General features: G+C 66.7%; 26 protein-coding genes, 1 tRNA gene, 1 other RNA gene and 1 pseudogene. 13 read left to right on the top strand and 16 right to left on the bottom strand.

Annotation, left to right across the window (positions count from 1 at the left end):
* The first annotated feature begins 299 nt into the window (after nucleotides 1–299).
* Nucleotides 300–482, top strand: a complete 183-nt coding sequence (locus G9373_RS07325) for a hypothetical protein (RefSeq protein ID WP_167114522.1) — start codon at nucleotides 300–302, stop codon at nucleotides 480–482.
* 13 nt (nucleotides 483–495) lie between these two features.
* Here G9373_RS07325 and G9373_RS07320 read toward each other — a convergent pair whose 3' ends face one another.
* The 11 genes and pseudogenes from G9373_RS07320 to fes all read right to left on the bottom strand — a co-directional run bounded on the left by G9373_RS07320 (nucleotide 496) and on the right by fes (nucleotide 8,692).
* Nucleotides 496–822, bottom strand: a complete 327-nt coding sequence (locus G9373_RS07320) for a hypothetical protein (protein ID WP_240960403.1) — start codon at nucleotides 820–822, stop codon at nucleotides 496–498.
* Nucleotides 823–951: 129 nt separating this feature from the next.
* Complete coding sequence (locus G9373_RS07315) at nucleotides 952–1,779, bottom strand: phage major capsid protein (RefSeq protein ID WP_167114517.1); 828 nt, start codon at nucleotides 1,777–1,779, stop codon at nucleotides 952–954.
* A gap of 146 nt (nucleotides 1,780–1,925) precedes the next feature.
* Entirely contained in the window at nucleotides 1,926–2,384 is a 459-nt protein-coding gene (locus G9373_RS07310) for a hypothetical protein (protein WP_167114512.1), read from the bottom strand.
* Nucleotides 2,381–2,881, bottom strand: coding sequence for an HNH endonuclease domain-containing protein (locus G9373_RS07305; protein ID WP_167114509.1), 501 nt, complete (start codon nucleotides 2,879–2,881; stop codon nucleotides 2,381–2,383). Before G9373_RS07305 ends, G9373_RS07310 begins: the two co-directional genes overlap by 4 nt.
* Entirely contained in the window at nucleotides 2,878–3,087 is a 210-nt protein-coding gene (locus tag G9373_RS07300; protein ID WP_167114506.1) for a hypothetical protein, read from the bottom strand. The genes G9373_RS07305 and G9373_RS07300 overlap by 4 nt, the downstream gene beginning before the upstream one ends.
* Entirely contained in the window at nucleotides 3,087–3,239 is a 153-nt protein-coding gene (locus tag G9373_RS07295) for a hypothetical protein (RefSeq protein ID WP_167114503.1), read from the bottom strand. The genes G9373_RS07300 and G9373_RS07295 overlap by 1 nt, the downstream gene beginning before the upstream one ends.
* A 96-nt stretch (nucleotides 3,240–3,335) precedes the next feature.
* A complete protein-coding gene (locus tag G9373_RS07290; protein WP_167114500.1) occupies nucleotides 3,336–4,124 on the bottom strand; it encodes a helix-turn-helix domain-containing protein in 789 nt (262 codons plus the stop codon).
* Between the two features lie 31 nt (nucleotides 4,125–4,155).
* A complete protein-coding gene (locus G9373_RS07285) occupies nucleotides 4,156–4,368 on the bottom strand; it encodes a hypothetical protein (protein WP_167114495.1) in 213 nt (70 codons plus the stop codon).
* Between the two features lie 1,389 nt (nucleotides 4,369–5,757).
* On the bottom strand, nucleotides 5,758–7,449 hold the full coding sequence (locus G9373_RS07280) for a recombinase family protein (RefSeq protein ID WP_167114492.1): 1,692 nt from the start codon (nucleotides 7,447–7,449) through the stop codon (nucleotides 5,758–5,760).
* Nucleotides 7,450–7,460: 11 nt separating this feature from the next.
* Nucleotides 7,461–7,568: pseudogene (locus G9373_RS07275) on the bottom strand (Fe-S cluster assembly protein HesB); the annotation flags it as partial.
* A gap of 86 nt (nucleotides 7,569–7,654) precedes the next feature.
* Nucleotides 7,655–8,692, bottom strand: coding sequence for an enterochelin esterase (gene fes / locus G9373_RS07270; protein WP_346842811.1), 1,038 nt, complete (start codon nucleotides 8,690–8,692; stop codon nucleotides 7,655–7,657).
* 191 nt (nucleotides 8,693–8,883) lie between these two features.
* Here fes and fepB point away from each other — a divergent pair, with 191 nt between their 5' ends.
* Both fepB and G9373_RS07260 read left to right on the top strand, forming a co-directional pair.
* Nucleotides 8,884–9,894 carry a Fe2+-enterobactin ABC transporter substrate-binding protein gene (fepB, locus tag G9373_RS07265; RefSeq protein WP_005566995.1) on the top strand — a complete coding sequence of 337 codons (1,011 nt, stop codon included), beginning with the start codon at nucleotides 8,884–8,886 and terminating at the stop codon, nucleotides 9,892–9,894.
* An 86-nt stretch (nucleotides 9,895–9,980) separates the two neighbouring features.
* Nucleotides 9,981–10,817: a DUF1206 domain-containing protein gene (locus G9373_RS07260; protein ID WP_133985940.1), complete on the top strand. Its 837-nt coding sequence runs from the start codon at nucleotides 9,981–9,983 to the stop codon at nucleotides 10,815–10,817.
* A 51-nt stretch (nucleotides 10,818–10,868) separates the two neighbouring features.
* Here G9373_RS07260 and G9373_RS07255 read toward each other — a convergent pair whose 3' ends face one another.
* Together G9373_RS07255 and ffs are read right to left on the bottom strand one after the other, a co-directional pair.
* Entirely contained in the window at nucleotides 10,869–12,167 is a 1,299-nt protein-coding gene (locus tag G9373_RS07255) for an aminotransferase class I/II-fold pyridoxal phosphate-dependent enzyme (protein ID WP_005566998.1), read from the bottom strand.
* Between the two features lie 43 nt (nucleotides 12,168–12,210).
* Nucleotides 12,211–12,305, bottom strand: an RNA gene (ffs, locus tag G9373_RS07250) — signal recognition particle sRNA small type.
* A 125-nt stretch (nucleotides 12,306–12,430) separates the two neighbouring features.
* Between ffs and G9373_RS07245 the strand changes: the two genes are divergently transcribed.
* From G9373_RS07245 to G9373_RS07230, 4 genes are all read left to right on the top strand, one after another.
* The gene (locus G9373_RS07245) at nucleotides 12,431–12,925 is read left to right on the top strand and encodes a hypothetical protein (protein ID WP_039951754.1); all 495 of its coding nucleotides are present in this window, start codon (nucleotides 12,431–12,433) and stop codon (nucleotides 12,923–12,925) included.
* A 59-nt stretch (nucleotides 12,926–12,984) separates the two neighbouring features.
* Nucleotides 12,985–13,072: transfer RNA gene (locus tag G9373_RS07240), tRNA-Ser, on the top strand.
* Nucleotides 13,073–13,261: 189 nt separating this feature from the next.
* A complete protein-coding gene (locus tag G9373_RS07235; protein ID WP_005253354.1) occupies nucleotides 13,262–14,221 on the top strand; it encodes an alpha/beta hydrolase family protein in 960 nt (319 codons plus the stop codon).
* Between the two features lie 86 nt (nucleotides 14,222–14,307).
* Nucleotides 14,308–14,988 carry a YoaK family protein gene (locus tag G9373_RS07230; RefSeq protein WP_005567001.1) on the top strand — a complete coding sequence of 227 codons (681 nt, stop codon included), beginning with the start codon at nucleotides 14,308–14,310 and terminating at the stop codon, nucleotides 14,986–14,988.
* Here G9373_RS07230 and G9373_RS07225 read toward each other — a convergent pair.
* A complete protein-coding gene (locus G9373_RS07225) occupies nucleotides 14,963–15,478 on the bottom strand; it encodes a lipoprotein (protein WP_005567002.1) in 516 nt (171 codons plus the stop codon). The genes G9373_RS07230 and G9373_RS07225 overlap by 26 nt on opposite strands.
* 155 nt (nucleotides 15,479–15,633) lie before the next feature.
* Between G9373_RS07225 and G9373_RS07220 the strand changes: the two genes are divergently transcribed.
* Genes G9373_RS07220 through G9373_RS07210 form a run of 3 tightly spaced genes read left to right on the top strand, consistent with a single transcriptional unit; the run spans nucleotide 15,634 to nucleotide 18,577 of the window.
* Nucleotides 15,634–16,443 (top strand): helix-turn-helix domain-containing protein, encoded by an 810-nt coding sequence (locus G9373_RS07220; protein WP_005567003.1) that lies wholly within the window; start codon nucleotides 15,634–15,636, stop codon nucleotides 16,441–16,443.
* A complete protein-coding gene (locus G9373_RS07215; RefSeq protein ID WP_005567004.1) occupies nucleotides 16,440–17,000 on the top strand; it encodes a TIGR03086 family metal-binding protein in 561 nt (186 codons plus the stop codon). The genes G9373_RS07220 and G9373_RS07215 overlap by 4 nt, the downstream gene beginning before the upstream one ends.
* Before the next feature lie 38 nt (nucleotides 17,001–17,038).
* Nucleotides 17,039–18,577, top strand: a complete 1,539-nt coding sequence (locus tag G9373_RS07210; RefSeq protein WP_133985939.1) for a metallophosphoesterase — start codon at nucleotides 17,039–17,041, stop codon at nucleotides 18,575–18,577.
* On the opposite strand, the gene G9373_RS07205 is transcribed toward G9373_RS07210, so the two are convergent.
* Complete coding sequence (locus G9373_RS07205; protein WP_043790165.1) at nucleotides 18,567–19,148, bottom strand: TetR/AcrR family transcriptional regulator; 582 nt, start codon at nucleotides 19,146–19,148, stop codon at nucleotides 18,567–18,569. The two genes, G9373_RS07210 and G9373_RS07205, sit on opposite strands and share 11 nt — an antisense overlap.
* A 53-nt stretch (nucleotides 19,149–19,201) precedes the next feature.
* Here G9373_RS07205 and G9373_RS07200 point away from each other — a divergent pair, with 53 nt between their 5' ends.
* Nucleotides 19,202–19,870 (top strand): lysophospholipid acyltransferase family protein, encoded by a 669-nt coding sequence (locus G9373_RS07200; protein ID WP_005567438.1) that lies wholly within the window; start codon nucleotides 19,202–19,204, stop codon nucleotides 19,868–19,870.
* Here G9373_RS07200 and G9373_RS07195 read toward each other — a convergent pair.
* Nucleotides 19,854–20,435 (bottom strand): TetR/AcrR family transcriptional regulator, encoded by a 582-nt coding sequence (locus G9373_RS07195; RefSeq protein ID WP_133985938.1) that lies wholly within the window; start codon nucleotides 20,433–20,435, stop codon nucleotides 19,854–19,856. The genes G9373_RS07200 and G9373_RS07195 overlap by 17 nt on opposite strands.
* Nucleotides 20,436–20,517: 82 nt before the next feature.
* Here G9373_RS07195 and G9373_RS07190 point away from each other — a divergent pair, with 82 nt between their 5' ends.
* Nucleotides 20,518–21,096: a dihydrofolate reductase family protein gene (locus G9373_RS07190; RefSeq protein WP_120659895.1), complete on the top strand. Its 579-nt coding sequence runs from the start codon at nucleotides 20,518–20,520 to the stop codon at nucleotides 21,094–21,096.
* A 79-nt stretch (nucleotides 21,097–21,175) separates the two neighbouring features.
* Nucleotides 21,176–21,787 (top strand): TetR/AcrR family transcriptional regulator, encoded by a 612-nt coding sequence (locus tag G9373_RS07185; RefSeq protein ID WP_007298405.1) that lies wholly within the window; start codon nucleotides 21,176–21,178, stop codon nucleotides 21,785–21,787.

Raw genomic sequence — 21,787 nt, 5'->3', positions numbered from 1 at the left:
GCGTAAACGTGTGCCGCGGTGCTGGTTCAGCCCAGCCCACAAGCAGAGAGACTCGACACCAACCGACCCGAGCCCGAGCAGAGGCCAGACCTCCCAGGCCTAGAGGGGCCTGGGCCTCACCCACCCGAGCCCCGGCCCAACCCCCTCGGCCTCAGCCTCAGGGCCTAGACCAACTGACTCGACTCGACTCGACCTCACCCGAGCTACCTCGGCTCGGGGGCCTGGGTACCCCTGGGCATACAGCCCTGGGTGGTGTGTGTGGGGCCTGTGTGTGTGGCTGTGTGTGGTTCGCTGTGCTGATGCAGACAACAGACAACAACGAGCAGGGGCAGGCCCTCGACGGCCTCGATGCGTTCTTTGCAGCATCCGCCTCTGACCAGGACATACTCGAGGATCTACCTGTCCCGTGCGCTCTGCCACGCTCGGAGTTCCTGAAGCTGCAGCAGCCTGAGCCTGTCGTAGTCGAGGGGCACTCGGAGTAGTACCGGGCGACTCCTAGCTAGCGGTGCCTCGTCCCTTTCGGATCTCCTGCCACTGCTTGGGGGTGATGCCTGAGTCCAGCGCCAGCATGCGGAGCTGGTACCCCAGCTGCAGGTACCGGCTGCAGGCGTCACCGAGGGCGACAGCCTCGGTCCATAGCTCGGTGGTCAGCGGGGTATCCCCGATGTACTCGCAGACCCGCTGGGTGTTCTCCAGCTCGTATGCGATCGATCGGCAGGTGAGGCTGCAGTATTTCTCCCCGTCAAAACTCATGCCGGGGCAGCCCTCGCGGGGGCATGCTTTCGGGCTGCGGTCCTTGCGGGTGCGGTTGTTCTCGGCCATGGCGGGCTCTCATCTCTCCTCGGGGGTCTGGAAACCACCAGGGGGCCGTCCCGTAGAACGACCCCCCAGCGGCGTATTCAGTTGTCAGGGAACGGATCCAGGTCCGTTCCTGGGGATGTCAAGTTGACATCAGGCGGCATCGTGCAGGCGGACGATGCCAGCGGGGTTGGCGAAGCCGAACCCGACTCGGGAGACAGCGCGGATCTGCGTAGCGTCCGAGCCGAACGCTGCATCCGTCGAGGTGGTCACCGTGGTGCCCTTGCGACGAACGGTCATCACCTGCGAGGAATCCAGCGCCCAGGCGTTGCCAGCGGTGACCGCAGGCGAGACCAGCGCGATCAGACCGGCGAGCTTGATTCCGTCGTCGACGGTCTCGAGGAGGCCCTGGTTCGAGCCGGTGCCCGTCTTCGCCTTCGCCAGGGCCAGTGCCACGTCCGGGGCCAGGACGATATGGGTCAGCTCGGCACCCTCGGCCATGGCCTGGTGCTTCGCCTGGTGGAAGTGGTCGAGCGTGGTCCAGGCGGCACCGGTGTCGACGACCTGGACGCCAGCGACCGAGAGCAGACCGCTCGGGCCGTTGGCCACGGTGTTGCCGAAGAACGCAACGTCGGTCTTCTTCGCGATGTCGCGGGCGAGCGCCTGGCCGATGATCGCGGCAACCGCAGGGTCGGTGTCGTCGACCGCCTCGTTCGAGACCTGGGTGAGGCCTGCGACCTTCGACGGGATCACGACGATCTCGTTGGTGTCCGGGTCGACCAGCGTGATCGGGGTGTTCTCGGCGTACCAGCCGGTGGCCGGATCCGAGACCAGGATCGGGAAACGTACCTGGTGCTTGTCGGTGTCGACGACGGTCGCGGCCTGGAAGGCCACCGACTTAGCGTCGACCTCGGCGTCGACGAGCTTGCCGTAGTCCTCGGGGGTGAAAGCGTTCTCGAGGCCGGAATTCAGTACTGCCATGTGTCCTCCTGTGGACATGAAAAAGGCCCCTGGCTCGTTGCCAGAGGCCCTGATGGGTGATTGCTCAGGAGACGGTCACAGACCGAATCCTGTTGGGGCACAGCCCCTTTATGCGAACGCGCAGCCGCAGACTGCAGCGTTCAAAGTCACTGGAACATCGATCCCCACGACGGGGCTTGTGGCTTCGGCTTGGTGCCTCCGGTGCCGTGGGATGGATCGAACGCGGGGGCGTTCTTCCGCAGGCCAGGCCGTTCGGCCAGGACGGCGGCGACATCAGCCGCCACGCGGGCGGGGTCGACGTCTCCCGACTCGGTCAGGTAGTCGGCCAGCTCGTTGCCCGACATCGTGAACACGTCCGACGCGTGGCTGAGGCCTGCGTCTGCTGCCAGTCGCTCGACCTCGGCTCGCTGGACCCGCTCGATGCGAGCGTTGGCGGTCGCCAGCTCCTCGCGGGCAGCGTTCCGCTCGGTGCGGTACCGAGCCTCACGATTGCCCTTCTGGGGCTCATTATTCGTTTCCGGCGTACTGGTAGCCGAATCGATAGAAACTCCATCAGCGTTGCCCTCAGGGCCGGGAATCGATGTCGTGGTTTCGTGGGTGCTCATGCTGCTACCTCTCGGTTCGTGTATTCGTCGGCGGTCTGGCCCTGCTTGGAGTTGTTGGCCTCAGGCGCGCAGGGAACGAGGTTCCAGACGGCGTGGGCACCGCCTCGTGAGAGCGGCGTCATGTGGTCTAGGTGGAAGTCATCGCCCAGCAGCTCCCCGGTGTAGAAGCACCGGGTCGGGTCGATACCGACCGACCGCCAGTAGGCGAGTAGATCGTCCGAGGTGAACGTCTCGACCGGGTTGCCGAGAGTCCGTGCCCTGGTCGCTCCCCTGTTCAACCTGGCAAACATCGGATCTGCGGCTGTCCTCTCGCGCGTGTACTCACGCTTCCGCGCCAGATACTCGCCCCGGTTATCCGTGCGCCTCTTAGCCACAGCGACGTTCTTGCAGGTCTTGCACTGGGAATACAGACCGTCGCGGCTGGACTTGTTCCGGTAGAACTCCCCGACCACCTTCGTGATGTCGCACTTCGTGCAGCGTTTGGTGGTGTTGGTCATCGGGCGTACCTCCGCGACCAGAGAGCCCGACGTAGTTCCATCGGGTCTGCGTTCTCAGGGAGACCGAGCCGCTTGGCGGTCTCAGCTCGTTTCTCGGGATCCAGCGGCCACGGCGTGCCGCCTCCCTCGTTCACGGCAGCCTCGTAGGGCTGGCCGTGCCGTTCCCACCACTGTTCGAACGTCTCGGGGCGGCTGTAGGCGCTCATCAGTCCTCGATCCACGTGGTGACGGTGAGACCGTCGAACGGGTGGCCCTGGCCACGGCTGAAGCGGACGGCGGCGTCAGGGCCGACGTTCCAGACCCGCTCCGGGCCTCCGTGCTCTGCAGCTCGTGCGACTGCCTTGGTCAGTGCGTCCATGTGTTCTCTCTCCTCTGGTGTTGTCGCTGCCCTGGTCCGGGCAGCAAAAAGGCCCCGGTGTTGGCGGGGCCTCGGTTGGGGGATGTCAAGTTGTAGTCAGCTCGCGAACGGATCCGCGATCCGGTGCCGTGCAGGCTCGAGCTGGCGTGCCGCTCGCTCCTCGCTGGCGGCTGCCTCAGCTCGCCATGCGGGCTCGCTGGCGAACGGGTCGGTGTCGACACCGACCGGTGCAGATGCAGTCAGCGAGTGGAGGCCGATAGGCCGGTTCTCCTCGGGTGCCTCGGTGGCACCAGCAGATGCAGGTTCAGGGTCAGGTTCGGCCTGCCTGCTTTTGGCCGGCCGATTCTCTGCAGTTGGTTCTGAACCCTCAACCGCAAGAGAACGGCTCTCATGGCCGGTCTCGTCCTGATCAGTGCTTGCACTACTGATGAAGTGCACTTCTGGTGCACTTCTCCTTCTACTTCTATGTAGATCAGTTTCTGATCTAGTAGGTAGATCAGTTTCTGATCTAGTAGGTAGATCAGTTTCTGATCCAGTCCCCTCAGACTGGATCAATTTCTGATCTAGTCGGGCACCGCCGAGTGCCCGGATCCGATCCGGGGTGAACGGCGTATTGGACATCTGCAGGTGCCAGGTCTCGGAGCCTCTGCCGTGGACCTCACGGACCATCCAGCCGTGAGCCTGCAGGTCGGCGAGCGCCTTACCTACGGTGTTCACGCTCATGCCGAGCTTCTCGGCGATGTCGTTCCGGGACTGGCTGAACTTCTCGTCGTGAGACCAGACGTAGATGGCCACCGATCGGGCAGCGGCGGTTAGCTGGCCATCCCGAGCCAGCGTCATCGGCACCGAGGCATACAGCCGGGTGCCGTCAGGGTTGGTTCCCACTAGGCCTCCGTGGTGCTGGACTGGGTTTCGGCTAGCCATGGGAAACCCGCAGCGGCTCGCCACTGCGGGGGTTGGTCCCCCGCCACAGATCGGCGGCGTCAGCCGACAACTGTTCCCACTCATCTCGGAGTTCGGCCAGTTGCTTGCGTGCGGTGTTTCGCTGGTCCCGGTACTGGGCGGCTTCCTTGCGGAGCCGGATGATGTATTCGAGTGCCTCATTGGGCAGTTGGTCCATGTCGAACATGGGGTTCCTTCCATCGTGGGTTGTTTAGCCCGGCCACCTGGGCCGGACGTTCATGGGTGAAGCTCAGGCCTGATCGGCCTGGTCCTTCAGTGTTCGCAACGCGTCTCGGCAGCGAGCGCGGTAACGCTGCTGAGCCTCGCGGCTGCAGTGGATGCAGGTCCGGCCATCGGGCCGGTAGTCCTCGGGTCCTCGGTGGACGTGGCGGGTACAACGGTGGGCGGGCATGACTGCCACCTCCTTCGGGATCGGGTAGGGCTATGGGTTCTGGGTCAAAAGAAGACCCCCGACCCGCGCTGAGCACAGGCCGGGGGAACTCCACCAACAGTTCATCTCTCACAGAGACAGACGGTGACCAGCCGTCAACTTCGCACCAGCACACTGGTACTTATCCCGCTGATGAAGCAGCGGGCCACCCGAGTAGTCCTCGGGAAGTTCAGGCGGTCGGCGGAGGAGAGAACTACACCGACCGACCTCCGGGTGCCTGGTGAACACCCGGATGCGGCGAGCACCGACCACGGTCGGGCTCAAGCTCGCAAGATTGGGGATGTCAAGTAGGGCAGCTGCGGCTGCCCGATGACTGATGACCGCCCCTGAGGGCCGGTCTAGGAGGTGGAGCGCCTGATGGGCGCTCTTAGAGGGCCTCTTAGGCCCTCATAATATATATAGGGGTACTTTGCAAGCAGGATCCCCCCAGTGTGTCCTAGTTCACTACGCTAGGAGGATCCGCGACTGCGGATCTCAGGGGGCCTCTTCAGGCCCTACATATATAAGTAGGGGTAATTTTTCAAGCTCAACCGTAGATTGTGAGGCAACTCACTAAAATAGGTCAGCCGCCGGTGCGGCTCCCCTAGGGCCTATCAGGCCCTCATATGTAAATACGGGACACTTTCCAGCCGCCACCTCAGAGTGTGGCGCAGTTCACCCGATACCCACGACCAGCCATGAGGGCCGGTCTGGAGTCAGTCGGGCCTTCTTAGGGCCTCATATGTAAGTAGGGGACACTTTCCGGCCCACACCCTGAGGTGTGGCCAGGGTCACGACTCCGGGTCGTGCCCTCACTAGATAAGTACGAGCGAATATCGGAGTCAGCCGGTCATCTGTGACCGGGCTCACGACGGGTGAGCCGCCGAGGGCTCACTCCCTCACTAGATAGATAGGCGTTACTCGCAGGCTCGCACCTGCTTGTGTGAGCGGGCTCACTAGTCGTCATTGCGCCGTCAGCGCCTGAATGCCACAGGGGTACCACAGGTACCCAAACCGCTAGAACGTCGCTCAGCGTGGACGTCAGGTACTAGTACGAGCCTCTCACCTGGAGGTGTTGGCTCCAGGATTCAGGTGATCCAAGTGCGTCGGGGCCTGCCGTGTTTTTTGGCCGGCCCCGGTGCCCGGTCACTCCTCGGGCTCGCCGAACTCGATCGAAACCAAGTCAGGCTCGGGCAGGTCGTCGAGGTTCAAGTCATCGGGCAAGCTGGCGACGCCCTGGGGCATGAGCATTGCCATCTGACGCAATCCGCCCTCTGGCCTTGTCGGGTACAGGACGAACCGCGCACCGTGGTCGATCATGAGCTGACGCCGGTCGGCGTCCGGCCAGACCTCCCGATACGTCTGGTCGGTCTCCTCGGACACCCACCCGGACGCTCGCGACGGTGTGGCCGCGAGCTGGTCGCGCTTGGCCACCTGAGCTTTCATCCGCTCGAGCCATAGCCGCTCATCGTCCGGCGTCGTCAACAGACCGGCGTCGGACTCCATCCGCAACCGGTCGATGGTTGCGCTCACCTGTTCCAGCTCGGCGGCGTGATCCTCACCTTGGACGAACACGCGTCGAGTGACCTTCTGGTCTCCCCACCGATCGAGGAACATCCGCTCCATAGACGCATCGGCGTCGTCGGCCCTGATCGTGGTTCCGTTGCAGTTCAGCGGGGTACGTCCACACCGGTAGTACCGGTGCTCGTTGACCTGGCCTGACACCGTCGTGTTCCTGGACTTCTGCTGGGCCAACGTGGCCCCGCAACCGCCGCCATCGCCGCAGGCGGGGCACCCTTGGCAGCCGCACACACCGACACCCAGCATCGGGTTTGACGTAAACGTCGGCACCCGCTGGTTGATCTTGCGGAGTGCGGCAGCTTCCTGGATCTGCCGCCAGGTGCCAGCGTCGAACGTCGGATCCGCCAGCATGATCGGCTCACCCTCGGAGTCCAGGACGATCCTGGACGCTTTACCGCGCCCGGTCATCTTGAACCCCTGCGTACGCGGCGAGGTCAGCCCGTCGATCACGGTGTTTACCGTCCACGGGCGAGCCTTCGCGGGCTTGCCCTTGGCCACTCGAGCCCGGTCCATGTTCGTCAGTGCCCCAGCGTCCCGGCACTCGCAGCCGGGGACGTGCTCGTCGGCGCACCGCGGATCGGTGTACGCGGCGTTCAACCACGCTGCAATCCGGATGTACGACCAGCCGTCGAGCAGGCGTGCCGCCATCGCCTGGAGCAGCGCCTTACCGACCTCGTCGGTGGCAAGGCCCCTGCCCTTGCCGCTGGGGTGATCGATCACCTTGAACCCGAGTGGAGGGACACCGGACGCCCACCGATCCATCTGCCTCAGCGCCCGGTGGGAGTCCTGGGCGCGGGTCTTGAACCTGTTCAGCTCGAGCTGGGCGAAGAACGACCCGAGGTAGACGAACAGCTCGGCCATCATCGAGTCGATGCCCTTGGCCACTCCGGGCCGGTAGTCGAGCGTCAGCCCGTCGTCGGCGAACGCTACGACCTTCTGCCGCTCCTCGGCCCACCGTGCGAAGTCGACACAATGCCGGGTCGACCGAAAAGCCCGATCCATCTTCGACCAGACGATCACGTCCCACTTGGCCGCGCCTTCTTCGGTCAGCCACGGCCCGAGGTCTGGCCGGTCCTCTGGGCGCTTCTCGGCCGACACGCCGAGATCCTCGAACGATCCAACGATCTCGTATCCTCTGGCATCCGCCCACTTCGTGGCGGTTTCGAGCTGGGCCAGGTGCGACACCTTCTGTGGTCCCTGGACCACTGACACACGAGCGCCGACGATTGCGCGTAGTCTCTGACTCGGTTCGGTCACGACTGCAAGGGTATCGTGACCTGCTGATCGAGCAACATCCCGATGAGCAACGCCAGCGGATCACTCGCCAGAAGTGCGTCGGCGTCCGGATCCCCTACCAGATTCAGCGTGCGTGCCATGCTCTGATCCTGCCATCCCACGATCGGGCGGGTGCGCCCTTCACCTCGACGCGCGGTTTATTCACAGAGTTATCCACATCACTGCATTACCGGTCGGTACGCTCCAGCATCGAGGCCACGCCGGCGATCAGACCGTCGCGCCAGTGCAGGACGTCGTGGCCCCCGCAGAACTCGCGGTACCGCACGTCGTGGCCGGTGCCGACCAAGAGGTCGCGCACCTCGCGGTTGGGTTCGACGAGCATCCATTCGAGTGTCCCGACCTCCACGCTGAACCGGCTGTTCGACGGGGCCGCGACGCGGACGCGGTGCTGGAACGGGACTCCCGGCCCCGAGCCGGGCCACCAGAACGATCCGGACAGGCTGCAGCCGGCCACGATTGTCGACGCGGAATCGTCGGTGGCACCCCATTCCCGCCGCAGCCACGGAAGCAGTTCGCCGGCGAGACCGGACGCGAACGCGGCACTGCAGCCCAGCTCCTCGGAACGCAGTTCGGGTCCGACACTGTCGACCATCACGACGAGCGGAACCCGGTGCCCCGTACGTGCGAGCGCGTCGACGGAGCCCGCGATCGGCAGGTCGGCCGCCCACGTCCGGCCGTCCAGCACCACCACGACCGGACGGTTCCGGGCGGTGAGTCCGGGCGGTTCGTAGACCCACACCGACCGGCGCGTGCCCGACAGTGTGAACGTCGTCTCGTGGAGCACGCCGCGGCCCGGCCGGTCCGTCCACCAGAGCTGCACGGGCGCCGCCGGCATCACGGCCTCGGAGCTGTCGCCGATCTGCACCACCCGCGTCGGCAGTGGGTTGAACGGGTCGGACTGCGCGTCGGCGGGCACGCTCCGCCACCACTGCCAGCCCGGGGTGTCGCCGGGAACCGTCGCTGTTTCCGTGCGGGGGATGAAACGGTAAGCGCCGCGCCACTTCTCGGGGACCTCGATCGACAGGGACCAGAGGTCGGTGCCGGGTAGCCGCGACAGCGCGGCCTGTTCCAGGCGGGAGCGGTCGGTGATTCCGTTGGCGTCGAGGTAGACGTGCCGCGTGCGCGACGTGCGCTCCTCGCCGTCCGGATCCCGCCAGCAGAACGTCGCGATCACACAGCCGGGGTCTGCCCCGTCCGGTTCGATCAGGGGACTGCCCGCGGCGGCGAGACGGTCCCAGACGCAGGGACGCCGTCACGCGTCAGGTCGTCGATCGACCGTACGCGTACGACGCGACGCTCGGGTCCCGGCACTCGTTGCAGCATCCACTTCCCCATTCGAATGTAGGTAACGCTAGCCTAAATTAGTTGCTTACCCGTGCGAAAGAGAGTCTTACCGTGAAACTTCGTCGCTCACTGGCAGCCGTCGCTGTCCTCGCCGTCGGGATCGGCGCTGCCGCGTGCTCGTCCGATCCCGATTCCGACGCCGCGACCACCGGCACCACCGCCGCGTCCGACCAGAGCTGGCCGCGCACCGTCAGCGACGAGACCGGCAGCATCACGCTCGAACAGCAGCCCGAGCGGATCGTGTCCACCAGTGTCACCCTCACCGGCTCACTGCTCGCCCTCGACGCTCCCCTGATCGGCACCGGCGCGCAGAGAGCCAGCGACGTGACCGACGAGAACGGTCTGTTCACGCAGTGGGCGGACATCGCCGCCGAGCGCGGCGTCGACACGCTGTACCAGGGAGAACCCAACGTCGAGAAGATCACCGCCGCCGATCCGGACCTCATCTTCGTGTCCGCCACCGGCGGCGACTCGGCGCTCGATCAGGTGGACACGTTGAGGCAGATCGCGCCCGTCGTGGTGCTGCGATACGACGACCAGTCGTGGCAGGACCTCAGCGGACAGATCGCCGCGGCAATCGGGGCCGAGGCACAGGCCGACGCCCTCGTCGCGAAGTTCGACCAGCAGCTCGAGGACGCCAAGTCGGCGCTGGGCGACAAGGTCGCTGCGGCGAACCCGGTGAATGTGCTCGCGTACAACTCGCCGGAGGAGTCGCGGATCTTCACCGCCGAATCGGCGCAGGGCATCCTGCTGGAACGCCTCGGATTCTCGCTCGCCGAGCTGCCCGCCGACCTCACCGCCGCCGACAAGGGCATCATGGCCGGCCGCAAGGACGTCGTGCCGGCCGGGCAGGAGAACCTGCCGCGAGCGGTGCCCGGCAACACCACGTTCATCGTGATCGGTGAAGCAGCGGACGCCGACAGGTTCCTCGCCGATCCGACGCTGCGGGAGACGCCGTCCGTGGAGAAGAAACAGGTGATCGGGCTCGGGAAGGACAGCTTCCGCCTCGACTACTACAGCGCGTCCAACCTGATCGACCGGGTCACGAACACAGTGCGATAACGCTCATCCCGTGTCGGCGCGGCCCATATCGGGTACCTCTACGTCACAGGGACTCCGGTCCGTTCGCACAACCCGAAGGACACCCGATGGCCCAGAACGAAACGAATCGAGCCAACGGGATGAGCCGCGCCGTCGACAGGGCAACCGACAGCAACACTTTCGAACGGGTCGCGCGCGCCGGCCACGTGATGAGCGGTTTCGTCCACCTGCTGATCGCGTACATCATCATTCAGCTGGCGTTCGGCACCGGCGGCAACGCCGATCAGTCCGGGGCCCTCGGCGCCCTGGCCGCCAAACCCGGTGGCCGGTTCGTGCTGTGGGTGGCGATGGTCGCGTTCATCGCGATGGCGCTGTGGCGGCTCGCCGAGACCGTCCTCGGCCCCCACGTCACCGAGAATTCCGGGGGCGACGGCGACGACACGTCCCTGCTGGACCGCGCGAAGGCGTTCGGCCTCGCCGTCGTCTACTTCGCGTTCGCCTTCTCGGCATACCAGTTCGCGAGCGGCGGCGGGAAGTCGAGCGGTCAGCAGAACGCCGGAATGAGTGCACGCCTCATGGAGTCCGGGGGAGGCAAGATTCTTCTCGTGGTGGTGGGTCTCGTCGCCATCGCGATCGGCGGCTACCACATCTACAAGGGGGCGTCGAAGAACTTCCTGGACGACCTGAAGGGCACCCCGTCGAAGCTCGTCGAACCCCTCGGAGTGGTCGGCTACGTGGCCAAGGGCCTCGTCATCGCGGGCGCGGGCGTGCTGGTGATCGTGGCGGTCGTCAACGCCGACCCGTCCAAGGCCACCGGCCTCGACGGCGCGGTGAAGACCCTGGGCTCGGCGCCGTTCGGGCAGTTCCTCCTGGTCCTCGCCGGACTGGGCATCGCCGCGTACGGGCTGTACAGCTTCGTGATGGCGCGCTACGCCAGGATGTAGAGACACGTCCGGCCGCTCACCCGGGAAGGGTGAGCGGCCAGACGTCGTCTGCTAGGACTTCGGCAGGTCCAGGCGCGATTCGGTGGCCGCGAGCAGCACGCACGTCGCGACACCGTTCATCGACTTGTCCAGATCCTCCATCGAGGGGAAGCTCGGCGCGAGCCGGATGTTCTTGTCCTCGGGGTCGACGCCGTACGGGAAGGCCGATCCGGCGGCGGTGAGCGCGATCCCCGCGTCCTTCGCCAGGGCGATGACGCGCTTCGCGGTGCCCTCGACGACGTCCAGGCTGATGAAGTAGCCGCCCTTCGGCTCCGTCCACGACGCCACCTTCGACGCCCCCAGACGGTCCTCGAGGATCTTCAGGACGAGCGCGAACTTCGGCGCCAGGATCTCGCGGTGCTTCTCCATGTGGGCGCGCACACCGTCGGCGTCACCGAAGAACCGCAGGTGCCGCAGCTGGTTCAGCTTGTCGGGACCGATGCTCTTCTTGCCGAGGTACTTCTGGTACCAGGCCAGGTTCGCGGTCGAGGAACCGAAGAAGCTGACGCCCGCACCGGCGAACGTGATCTTCGACGTCGACGCGAACACGAGCGGCCGGTTGGGGTTACCCGCCTCCGCGGCCATCCCGAGGATGTCCAGCGACGGCGCCGTCTCGCCGACGAGCGGGTGGACGGCGTAGGCGTTGTCCCAGAACAGCCTGAAATCGGGGGCGGCGGTCGGCATCGACGTCAGCGTCCGCGTGACCTCTTCCGAGTACACCGCGCCCGTCGGGTTGGAGTAGTTGGGAACGGCCCACAGACCCTTGATCTGCGGATCGTTCGCCACCAGCTCGGAGATGACGCCGACGTCGGGGCCGTCCGGGCGCATCGGCACCGGGATCATCTCGATGCCGTAGGTCTCGGTGATCCCGAAGTGGCGGTCGTAACCGGGCGCCGGGCACAGGAACTTGACCTTCTCCTCCTGCGACCACGGGCGCGGGGAGTCGGGGGTGCCGTGCAGCAGGGCGAACACGACGTTGTCGTGCATGATCTCGAGGCTGGCGTTGTTGCCGGCGAGCAGGTTCTCGACGGGGATGCCGAGCAGTTCACCGAAGATGGCGCGCAGCTCCGGCAGTCCGGTGAGCCCGCCGTAGTTGCGGGTGTCGGTGCCGTTGCCGTCGCGGAAGTCGCCGTCACCGGGCAGTGTCAGCAGCGCCGCCGACAGATCCAGCTGCTCGGGCGAGGGCTTGCCGCGAGTGAGGTCGAGCGTGAGCTTCTCCGTCTTCAGCTGCGCGTAACTCGCAGTCTGGCGCTCGTGCTCCGAAAGTAGTTCCTCATGGCTCATCAACCCGATCTGGGTCTGGTTGGTCATCAGGAGCGGCCTCTCACCGACGTCGTGGGTCGGGTATGCGAAAGATAGGGGACCCCGCGCACCCGGCAGAGCCCGTTGACCCTTGCTGCCTTCCGGCCCTGGGGGAGTTCACAGGATGCGCGCCGCGCGGGATCCACCACAGAGTGTAGACGGCCCTGAGCCGTGGTCGGGATCCACCCCGGTCCGCGCCCGACGCCGCACCTCTGACCACGGCCAGTGTTACCGTCGCCCCCGCATTCGGCCACCGTCGGCAAAGGATCGGGATGAAACTCAGAAGGACAGCACACGCGGTGACACTCGCCGCCGTCGTGGCAGCACTGTCGGCATGCGGCGGAGGCAGCGACGACGCAGCCACCTCGGACGCGGTGAGCTGGGACGCGGCCGAGCCGTGCACGCTCGCGGACGATGCGACGCTCGCACCGCTTCTCACGGCAGGCGCCGGCGAGGGCACCGCCACCGACAGTCCCGAACGTCGCGCCTGCACGTGGGGTAAGCCCGAGGCGCTGAACACCGTGACGATCACCACGACGAGCGCGCCGGAACCGGTCGACCCGCTGCGCACGATCGACGTCGGCGGACTCGAGGGGCGCGCGCTCGCCGAGAGCAAATACCAGTGCATCCTCGAGATCACGACCGATGCGGGCACCCTGTCGATCGAGACCAAATTCGGTCTCGACGCCACCGCTAACCCGGACACGTCCTGCGACCGGTCCGTCCCCCTCGCCGAGCACGCCCTTACCCAGCTGAAGTGGGCCTAGAACGGGCGGCTACCTGGCCGTTTAACGGTGAGCCGCCGTCGTTGGGTATGCTCCTCCACGGAGGATTCGCCTAGTGGCCTATGGCGCTCGCCTGGAACGCGGGTTGGGTTAACGCCCTCAGGGGTTCAAATCCCCTATCCTCCGCCACAGGAACCCCTGTGAACTGCTGAGAAGCGGTTCGCAGGGGTTTCTTTTTTCTGTCTCCGAGCGACGACCGACCGGCTGTCGGATCCGAAAGTCCTGGCCACAGCAGGCGCAACCCGTTATCTTCCTGTTATCGTCGGCGGTGCAGCGTTCGCTGTGCTGTGTGTCGATTCGAGATAAAAGGACATTCGTATGGCGATTCGTCGCACCCGCGCACTGATCGTGGGCCTGGTCGCAGTGTTGGCATCGGGCCTCGTGTCCGTATTGGCCGGAACGGGCGTCGCCCACGCCGACTCGGCCCTGATCTCGGTGTACTCACCGTCGATGGACAAGGACATTCCCGTCAAGGTGCTCAAGGCCGCGGGCGGTGGTCCCGCGCCGACCCTGTACCTGCTCGACGGTCTGCGGGCACCGGACGACAACAACGGCTGGCTGATCGAGACCGACGTGGAGAGTTTCTTCGCCGGCAAGCACGTCAACGTGGTCATCCCGTTCGGCGGCGGCGGCACCTTCTACTCCGACTGGCAGCGCGACGACCCGAAGCTCGGCCGCGTCAAGTGGGAGACGTTCCTGACCAATGAGCTGCCTCCGGTGATGGCTTCCCAATTCGGCAGCGACGGGGTGAACAACGCGGTCGCGGGTCTGTCGATGAGCGGCACCTCCGCGTTGAACCTCGCCACGCACCGCCCCGACTTCTACAAGGCGGTCGCGTCCTACAGCGGATACCCGACGGCCAGCTCGCCCGGCTTCGCGCAGGGCATCCAGGTCTCGGTCGCCCAGATGGGCGGCAACGCGCTGAACATGTGGGGCTTCTGGCCGTCGGCTGCGTGGCTTCGCAACGACCCGCTGCTCAACGTCGGCGCGCTGCGCGGCAAGTCCGTCTACATCTCGTCCGGCGCAGGCTCGACGGCGAGCGATCCGACCGTCGACCCGGACAGCGCCTCGTTCGACCCGGTGAAGTTCTCGCAGACGGTCCCCCTCGAGACCGCCTCCGGTCTGAGCAGCAAGGTTTTCGTGCCCGCGGTGCAGCGCGCCGGCGCCAAGCTGCAGACCCACATCACCGACGACGGTCTCCACACGTGGAACTACTGGCAGGACCGCTTGCACGAGTCCTGGGCCAACACGCTGGCGCCCGCCCTCGGGACGTCCTGAGCCAGGCGTCGTGAGCGCCTGACCTACGCCACAGTGGCCCCCGATCTCCGGATCGGGGGCCACTGTCGTCGGCTGCGGTGTTTGATGTGGGTGTGCCGATCGACGACAGCAAGCGGACGCTCGCGCTGGCGGTGGTGCTGTCCACGCTGGCCGGTTACGTCGACGCGCTGGGATTCATCACGCTCGGCGGGTTCTTCGTCGCGTTCATGAGCGGCAATCTCACCCGGTTCAGTGTCGGGTTCGCGGACGCCGAGTGGGCGCACGCGGCGACTGCTGCCGCGGTGATCGGCATGTTCGTCCTCGGCTGCGCCCTGGGTGCCGTGGTCGTGCACCTGTCCGAGCGACGGCGCCTGCCCGTCCGGACGACGGTGCTCGCGGTCGTGTCGGGACTGCTCATCGCGGGCGCGGTGGCCGCGACCGTCGGGGCGAGCACGGTAGCCGTCGGCGCGATGCTGCTCGCGATGGGCGCCGAGAACTCCTTCTTCCAGCGCGACGGCGAGGTGACCATCGGTCTCACCTACATGACGGGCGCGCTCGTGAAGATGGGACATCGACTGGCCGGGGCACTGTTCGGTGGGCCGCGGTGGGCGTGGCTACGACATTTCGCACTGTGGGCCGGCCTGGTGGTGGGCGCGGTGACGGGCGCCCTCGCGCACCACTGGATCGGGCTGGACGCCCTGTGGTTCGCTGCCGTCCTGTCGGCAGCGCTGACCGTCACCGTCCACCTGAGGATCGACCGCGCTACTCGCCGCCCGCAGTTGTCGTGACCGGGTTGCCTGCGGAGTCGAGGGTCCACCACACGCTGCCGACCGCCTGACCGAATGCGTCCCCGGGTTCGTTGTCGTCCTTGTAGCGGTACACGGGGCGGCCGTTCACGGTCAGCTGATGGGTGCCGTCCGCCGCCGGGATGGTGTCGATGACGACTTCCTGCAACCCCTGCACGGTCGGGTTCTCGGTGACGGTGGTGACCGGCGGCCACGACTGCAGGCACGTGTCCCGGCACGAACTGGCGCCGGAGCCGACCTCGTCGTTGTCGTACACGTAGACCGTCATACCACCGTCGTCGACCATCACCTCGCCGAGCGTCGTCGGTCCCATCTTCAGGACGGGTGTGCCGGGCGCGGCGGGCGGGGACGTCGGCGTCGGAGACACCGGGGCGTTGCCGCCCGTGTCGCCGGAATCGGTGCTGTCGTAGGCGCAACTCGAGAAGGTCAGGCTGACGGCGGCGATCGCTGCCAGCGCCCATGTTCGTCTCATGGAGTCCTCGTTCTCTGTGACGGCGAAGTGGCGGGCCTCCGGGGAACCTCTGCGGACCCGTGCATACAGTTCACCTCGAGTTGCGTGCCGGTGCGGGCACTTCGGGCGATGTGACCGGCCCGCACGTGTCGGTATCCGTGATTAGGCTCCTGGGCATGGGCTGGTACACGCCGACCGCACCGTCGCCCGACCTCACCGGCACCCTGGTGTGCGGGTGGTCCGCGCGGACACAGGGCGAGCATCTGCTGGTGCCGGACGCGTGCATGGACATCCTGTGGATCCCGGGTGTGGGAATCCGCGTGTGCGGTCCCGAAACCAGGGCCTGGTCTTTCGCGCTGCCGCCGGGCACCGAATCCGTCGGCGTCCGTTTCCGTCCCGGTGCCGCCTCGCATCTGCTGCGGACGTCGGCGGCCGAGGTCCGCAACATCCGGGTCGGTCTCGGGGACGTGCTCGGGTCCACGTGGGAACGGAAACTGACCGACCGGCTCGACAACGCTCCCGGCTACGCGGAACGCATCGCCCTGTTCGAGAACGCCGTGCGCGCGTGGCGAACCCGCGGACCGGAAGCCGACCCTCTGATCGGCACCGTCCGGAAGGCGCTCGCCCGGCATTCGTGGAACGTGGGCGCGCTCGCCGACGCCGCCTCGGTCACCGAGCGGCAACTGCAGCGGCGATGCAACGACGCGTTCGGATACGGGCCCGCGACCCTCCGCGGAATCCTGCGGCTGCAACGGTTCATGGCGCTGGCGCAATCGGGGACGCGGACCGGACTCGCCGAACTCGCCGCCACCGCCGGCTACAGCGACCAAGCGCACCTGTCGCGGGAATGCCGGCGGATCTCCTCGCTCACCCCGTCCGACCTCCTCACCAGTGAGGCCCCCGACTGGCACGGAACGGAATCTGTCGTCGATGTCGGAAATGTTCAAGCCCTCGGACGCGGGACGGGAGAAGAATCGGCAGCATGACCTCGACAACCGAAACCCCCGCAGCCCACTACCGCGACCTCGCCGCGAAGTTCACGAAGCGCGTCGAATCCGTACCCGCCGCACGCTGGGACGACGCGTCCCCGTGTGACGGCTGGACGGCCCGCGACGTCGTGCGGCACGTGATCGACACGCAGCGCTACATCGTCACCGTCGTCGATCTGGAACTGCCGGAGCCGCCGTCCGTCGACGACGACCCGGTGGCCGCGTGGGCGGCCACGCGCGATGGCATGCAGGAGATCCTGAACGACCCGGCTCTCGTGAGCCGCGAGTACGACGGGCACTTCGGCCGCACCGACCTCGGCAAGACCATCGACAGCTTCTACTGCTTCGACCTGGTGGTCCACGGCTGGGACCTGGCCCGGGCCACCGGCCTCGACGAGACCATCCCCGCAGGCGACCTGACCTGGGTGGGCGGCGTGGCCGAGCAGATGGGCGAAAGCATCCGCACGGCCGGAGTGTGCGGCCCCGCCGTGGACGTCCCGGCGGACGCCGACGAGCAGACCAGGGTCCTGGCCTTCCTCGGCCGCAAGGCCTGACCCGAGCGCCTGCCCGGTCGCGCTTGTAACCTCAGGTCATGAGCGTGCCGGGCAGGATCGCCGCGCTGACGGCGGTGTCACTCGCCGCGGCGCTGCTCGGCGGTGACGTGGTCGCGGCGGCCGATCCCGAACCCCGGGGCGCGTCCGGTCTGCCGGCGCGTGGCCTCGTCACCTCGGCGCCCCTCGCATCCGCGGTCATGTTCGCCGGGACCACCGGCGACGCCGCTCCCTCACAGCGGGTTCCGGGTGAGGAGTCGGACGGTAGGTCGGCCACCAGCCACCGCTTCGACGAGTACCCGTACATGCGGTACGAGGTCCGGTTCGGCCCGGAGTCCGCCGGCACGGACGTGACCTGGCACGGGCGTTCCGTGAATCTCGACGACCTCGCAATGCACGTGTGGGACGAGGAGGGGCAGAGCTGGGGTGAGCCGGTCGCGACGGCGCAGCCGTCCGGTCCGGGCGGTCCGGTCACCCTGACCACCCGGATCGAGGGCGAGGACTCCGCTCAGATCCTCGTCATCGACGGCCCTCGACGGGATCGGAGTTTCCGCGAGGCCAACGCGACAGCCGATCAGCAGTTCGCCGACCCGAACGCGTACGACTTCGCGCTGCAGCACATCAGCGACACCCAGTACGTGTCCCGGGACCGGCCGGAGGTGTACTTCGACATGACCCGCTGGACCGCCGAGAATGCCGCCGAACGCAAGATCGCCTATTCCATGCACACCGGCGACCTCGTCCAGAGTTGGATTCGTCCGGGAGCACCCGAGTCCCGCGCCCGGCCCGAGTTCGAGGTGGCGGACAAGGCGATGGCGACGCTCGAAGAGGCCGGCATTCCCTACGGTGTCCTGCCCGGCAACCACGACAACCTGTGGAACGTCGGCGGACGACTCATTCCCGGCGAGCACGAGAAGAACCACGCCCTCTACAACGAGTTCTTCGGGCCGTGGCGGTACCGTGACCAGCCGTACTGGGGCGAATCCGTCACGGACACGGACAATTCGGCGCACTACGACCTGCTCGACATCGCCGGCGCGAAATTCCTGATGCTCTACATCGGCTACAACCCACCCGAACACGTGCTGCAGTGGGCCGAGGACGTGCTCGCCGACCACCCGGACCGCAACGTGGTGATCGGCAGCCACTACTACCTGGACAAGGACGGCTCGCTGCGGATGAGCGGGTTCGGCGACATCGGTAGCAGTGCGGGACAGCAGATCTGGAACCGGCTCGTCGTTCCCTTCGAGACGGTCTTCCTGGTCCTCGCGGGACACGTCGACGGGCAGACGACGGTCACCGACCGGAAGGTGGGCGACACGGACCGGAAGGTCGTGGAGTTGCTCGCCGACTACCAGTACTTCACGGTCGACAGCCGCCGCGAGACCGGGTTCCAGCGACTCCTGCAGTTCGATCTCGACGGCGGAACCCTCGCCGTCACGACACACTCCCCCACGCTGGACAGCTTCCGGGTGGAGGACTTCGATCCGCAGCGTCGCTACCAGCCGGACGACGGGGACTTCGTCACCGATGTGGAACTGCGGGCCGACCTGCCGCGCGCCGTCCTGCCTACGCCCTGAGATGGAGGTCGATCAGCTGCGCGACGAACGCCTCCACGTCGAAGTCGCCGACGATCACCTCGATGCTGCGGGTGGCGCGGAGGGTCGCCACCCCGTGCAGCTGGGTCCACAGGTTCAACGCGACCACGTGCGGGGTCTCGGCGCCTGCGTCCGCGACGAGTGCGACGACCGTCTCGAACAGGGGTTTCGAGTGGTGCCGCAGGTCCTCTCCCGAACCCTCGAGCAGGTCGTGCCGGAACATCAATTCGAACAGGGTGCGGTGGGTGTCGGCGAAGGAGAGGTACTGCCGTGCCGTCCGCCGCACGCGTGCGAGGGGGTCCGCCTCGGACACGATCGCCGACCGGAGCCGTTCGGACAGCTCGGCGAATCCTGACGCGGCGATCGCGGCGAGCAGCGCCTTGTGGGTGGGAAAGTACCGCCGCGGCGCGCCGTGTGAGACACCCGCGTGCCGGGCGACGGCGCGTAGCCCGACGGCGTCGATGCCGCCGTCGTCCAGCAATTCGCGCCCGCAGTCGATCAGCCGCGCGCGCAGGGGTTGCACTTCTCCACTCATGTAGCCAGTGTCTATCATGACAGGGGGTAGACAATGTCTACTCACTTTGGCCCCCGAGTCAGGAGTTCACCGTGTGGTACTGGATCTTCAAGTACGTGCTGATCGGACCGGTGCTGCGGATCGTCGGGCGGCCCACGATCGACGGCGCGCACCACATCCCGGTGTCGGGCCCGGTGATCCTGGCGAGCAATCACCTCACCGTCGTCGACTCGTTCTTCCTCGTCCTGATGGTGCGCAGGCGCATCACGTTCGTGGCCAAGAGCGAGTACTTCACCGAGGGCGGCGCGAAGGGTCGCGCGAAACGCTGGTTCTTCACCGCGGCCGGCCAGGTGCCGATCGACCGATCCGGGGCCTCCGCGGCGGAATCCGCACTGAACACCGCGGAGAAGATCCTGGACGACGGCAAGGTCTGGGGAATCTACCCCGAGGGCACCCGGTCGCCCGACGGTCGACTCCACAAGGGCAAGACCGGAATCGCCCGGGTCGCGCTCGCGACGGGCGCCCCGGTCGTGCCCGTCGCCATGCACGGCACACGACAGGTCAACCCCGTCGGATCGAGGATGTGGCGATTCGGCACGGTATCAGTGACCGTCGGCGAACCACTCGACTTCTCCCGATTCGCCGAACTACGCGACAACCGGCACGTCGTCCGGGCCGCGACAGACGAGCTGATGCACGCCCTCATGACACTGTCGGGCCAGGAGTACGTGGACGACTACGCGCTCAGGCGTCCGGCGTAGCGACGGCACGCGTCACGAGATCGGCGACGAGCCGCTCCGTGTCGACCCCGTCGAGCACGCCGGGCAGCGTCAGGTGCTCGACGATGAGCGCATTCATCGCGAGGTACAGCATCAGCACGGTGCTGCGATCACCGGGCAGTCCCGAGTCGAGGTGAAACCCGATGTCGCGCTCCAGGTTCTCGGAGATCGTGCGCGTCAGCGTGGTCCGCAACTCGGGCCGCCGGACCGCTTCGAGTCGCAATTCCTGCAACGCGAGATAGCCCGTCCGATCGCGGGTGATCCTGCCGAACAACCCCTGCATGTACTCGATCGCGAGCTCGAGATTCTGCGGCTTGCGACCGCTTTCCTCGACCACCGAGGGGTCGGGGCCCATGCGTTCGTGAATCCGCTTGCCGACCTGGTCGAACAGGTCGTCGCGGCTGGCGAAGTAATTGGTGGCCGTCCCCATGGGGACGCTCGCCTCGACGTCGACGGCGCGAAAGGTGAGACCGCGCGCACCCTCTCGCGCAAGCACTTCGATCGCCGCGTTCACGAGAGCCGCACGTCGTTCCGGATTCTGCGCCATCGACACTCCTCGACAAAAGGCTTGCAACCACTGCGGGCATAGTACTACAAATAGAGTGGTTACCGACTACGGGAGGACTCACATGCGAAAGCTCGTCTACTACGCCGCCGCCACCATCGACGGATTCATCGCCGGCGCCGACGGCTCGGACCCCACCGGCACCATCTTCGAGATCGACGGCGATCACATGCCCGTGATGATCGCCGAGTACCCCGAGACGGTCCCCACTCACATGCGGGCACCGCTGGGAATCGACGCCCCCAACAACCATTTCGACACACTGCTCATGGGCCGCGCCAGTTACCAGCCCGGCCTCGACCTGGGCGTGACCAGCCCGTACGCGCATCTGCGGCAGTACGTCTTCTCGACCACGATCACCGAGTCGCCCGACCCGGACGTCGAGATCGTCGCGGGCGATCCGATCGAGAAGGTGCGCGAACTCAAGCGAGAGGACGGCAAGGACATCTGGCTGTGCGGCGGCGGGAAGCTCGCCGCCGCCGTGGAGCCCGAGATCGACGAGCTCCGGATCAAGCTCAACCCCGTCGCGATCGGCACCGGCATTCCCCTGTTCGACGGCGAATTCGGCCCGCAGCGGTTCCGGCTGGCCGCGTCCCGCGCGTTCGAGAGCGGGATGATCTTCCTGACGTACGTCCGCCGATAGCCGAAGTCACACCCGCCACTCGCGGCAACACGCGCACCTGACGCAGGCATTAATTCAATACGTCAGTAATGTTCGAGGCATGCGCGAACGCCGATACTCGTCCACCAGCCCCGAACGCCTGGCCGCAGCCCTGTTCGACGTCGCGGCCGAGTCGGGTCTCGAGGGCGCCAGCGTGCGCGAGGTCGCCAAGAGGGCGGGTGTGTCCATCGGAGCCGTCCAGCACCACTTCTCCACGAAGGACGAGATGTTCGCGTTCGCCCTGCGAACCCTCGTCGACAAACTACTCACCCGACTGTCGGAGGTCGACCGCGGCGGGGATCCCGCCCGGGCCCTGTTCGCCGCGATGTCCCAGTTGCTCCCGCTCGACGAGGCGCGGTCGCGGGAGGCGCACGTCATGGCGGCATTCGCCGTCCGGGCCGCCACCTCCCCGTCGCTCGCCGAGATCCGGCGCAAGACCCTGTTCACCATCCGGACGGGACTGTCCGCCGTGCTCATCGGGATCGGCACCCCGGAGGCGGAAACCCGTGCGGCGCTTCTCCTCGCCACCGTCGACGGTCTCGCCCTCGATGCGATCGGCAGTCCGGCGCTGTACCCGCCCGAGTACCTCGAGCACGCCCTCGACATTCAGATCGGCATGATTCTGCAGGGCGCCGACGTCGTGCCGTCGTCGTCGATCGAACTGGCCAGCTGA

The organism is Rhodococcus sp. A14, from assembly GCF_011603105.1.
Classification (GTDB): Bacteria; Actinomycetota; Actinomycetes; order Mycobacteriales; family Mycobacteriaceae; genus Rhodococcus_F; species Rhodococcus_F opacus.
This window is presented reverse-complemented; position numbering and strand designations above follow the sequence as displayed.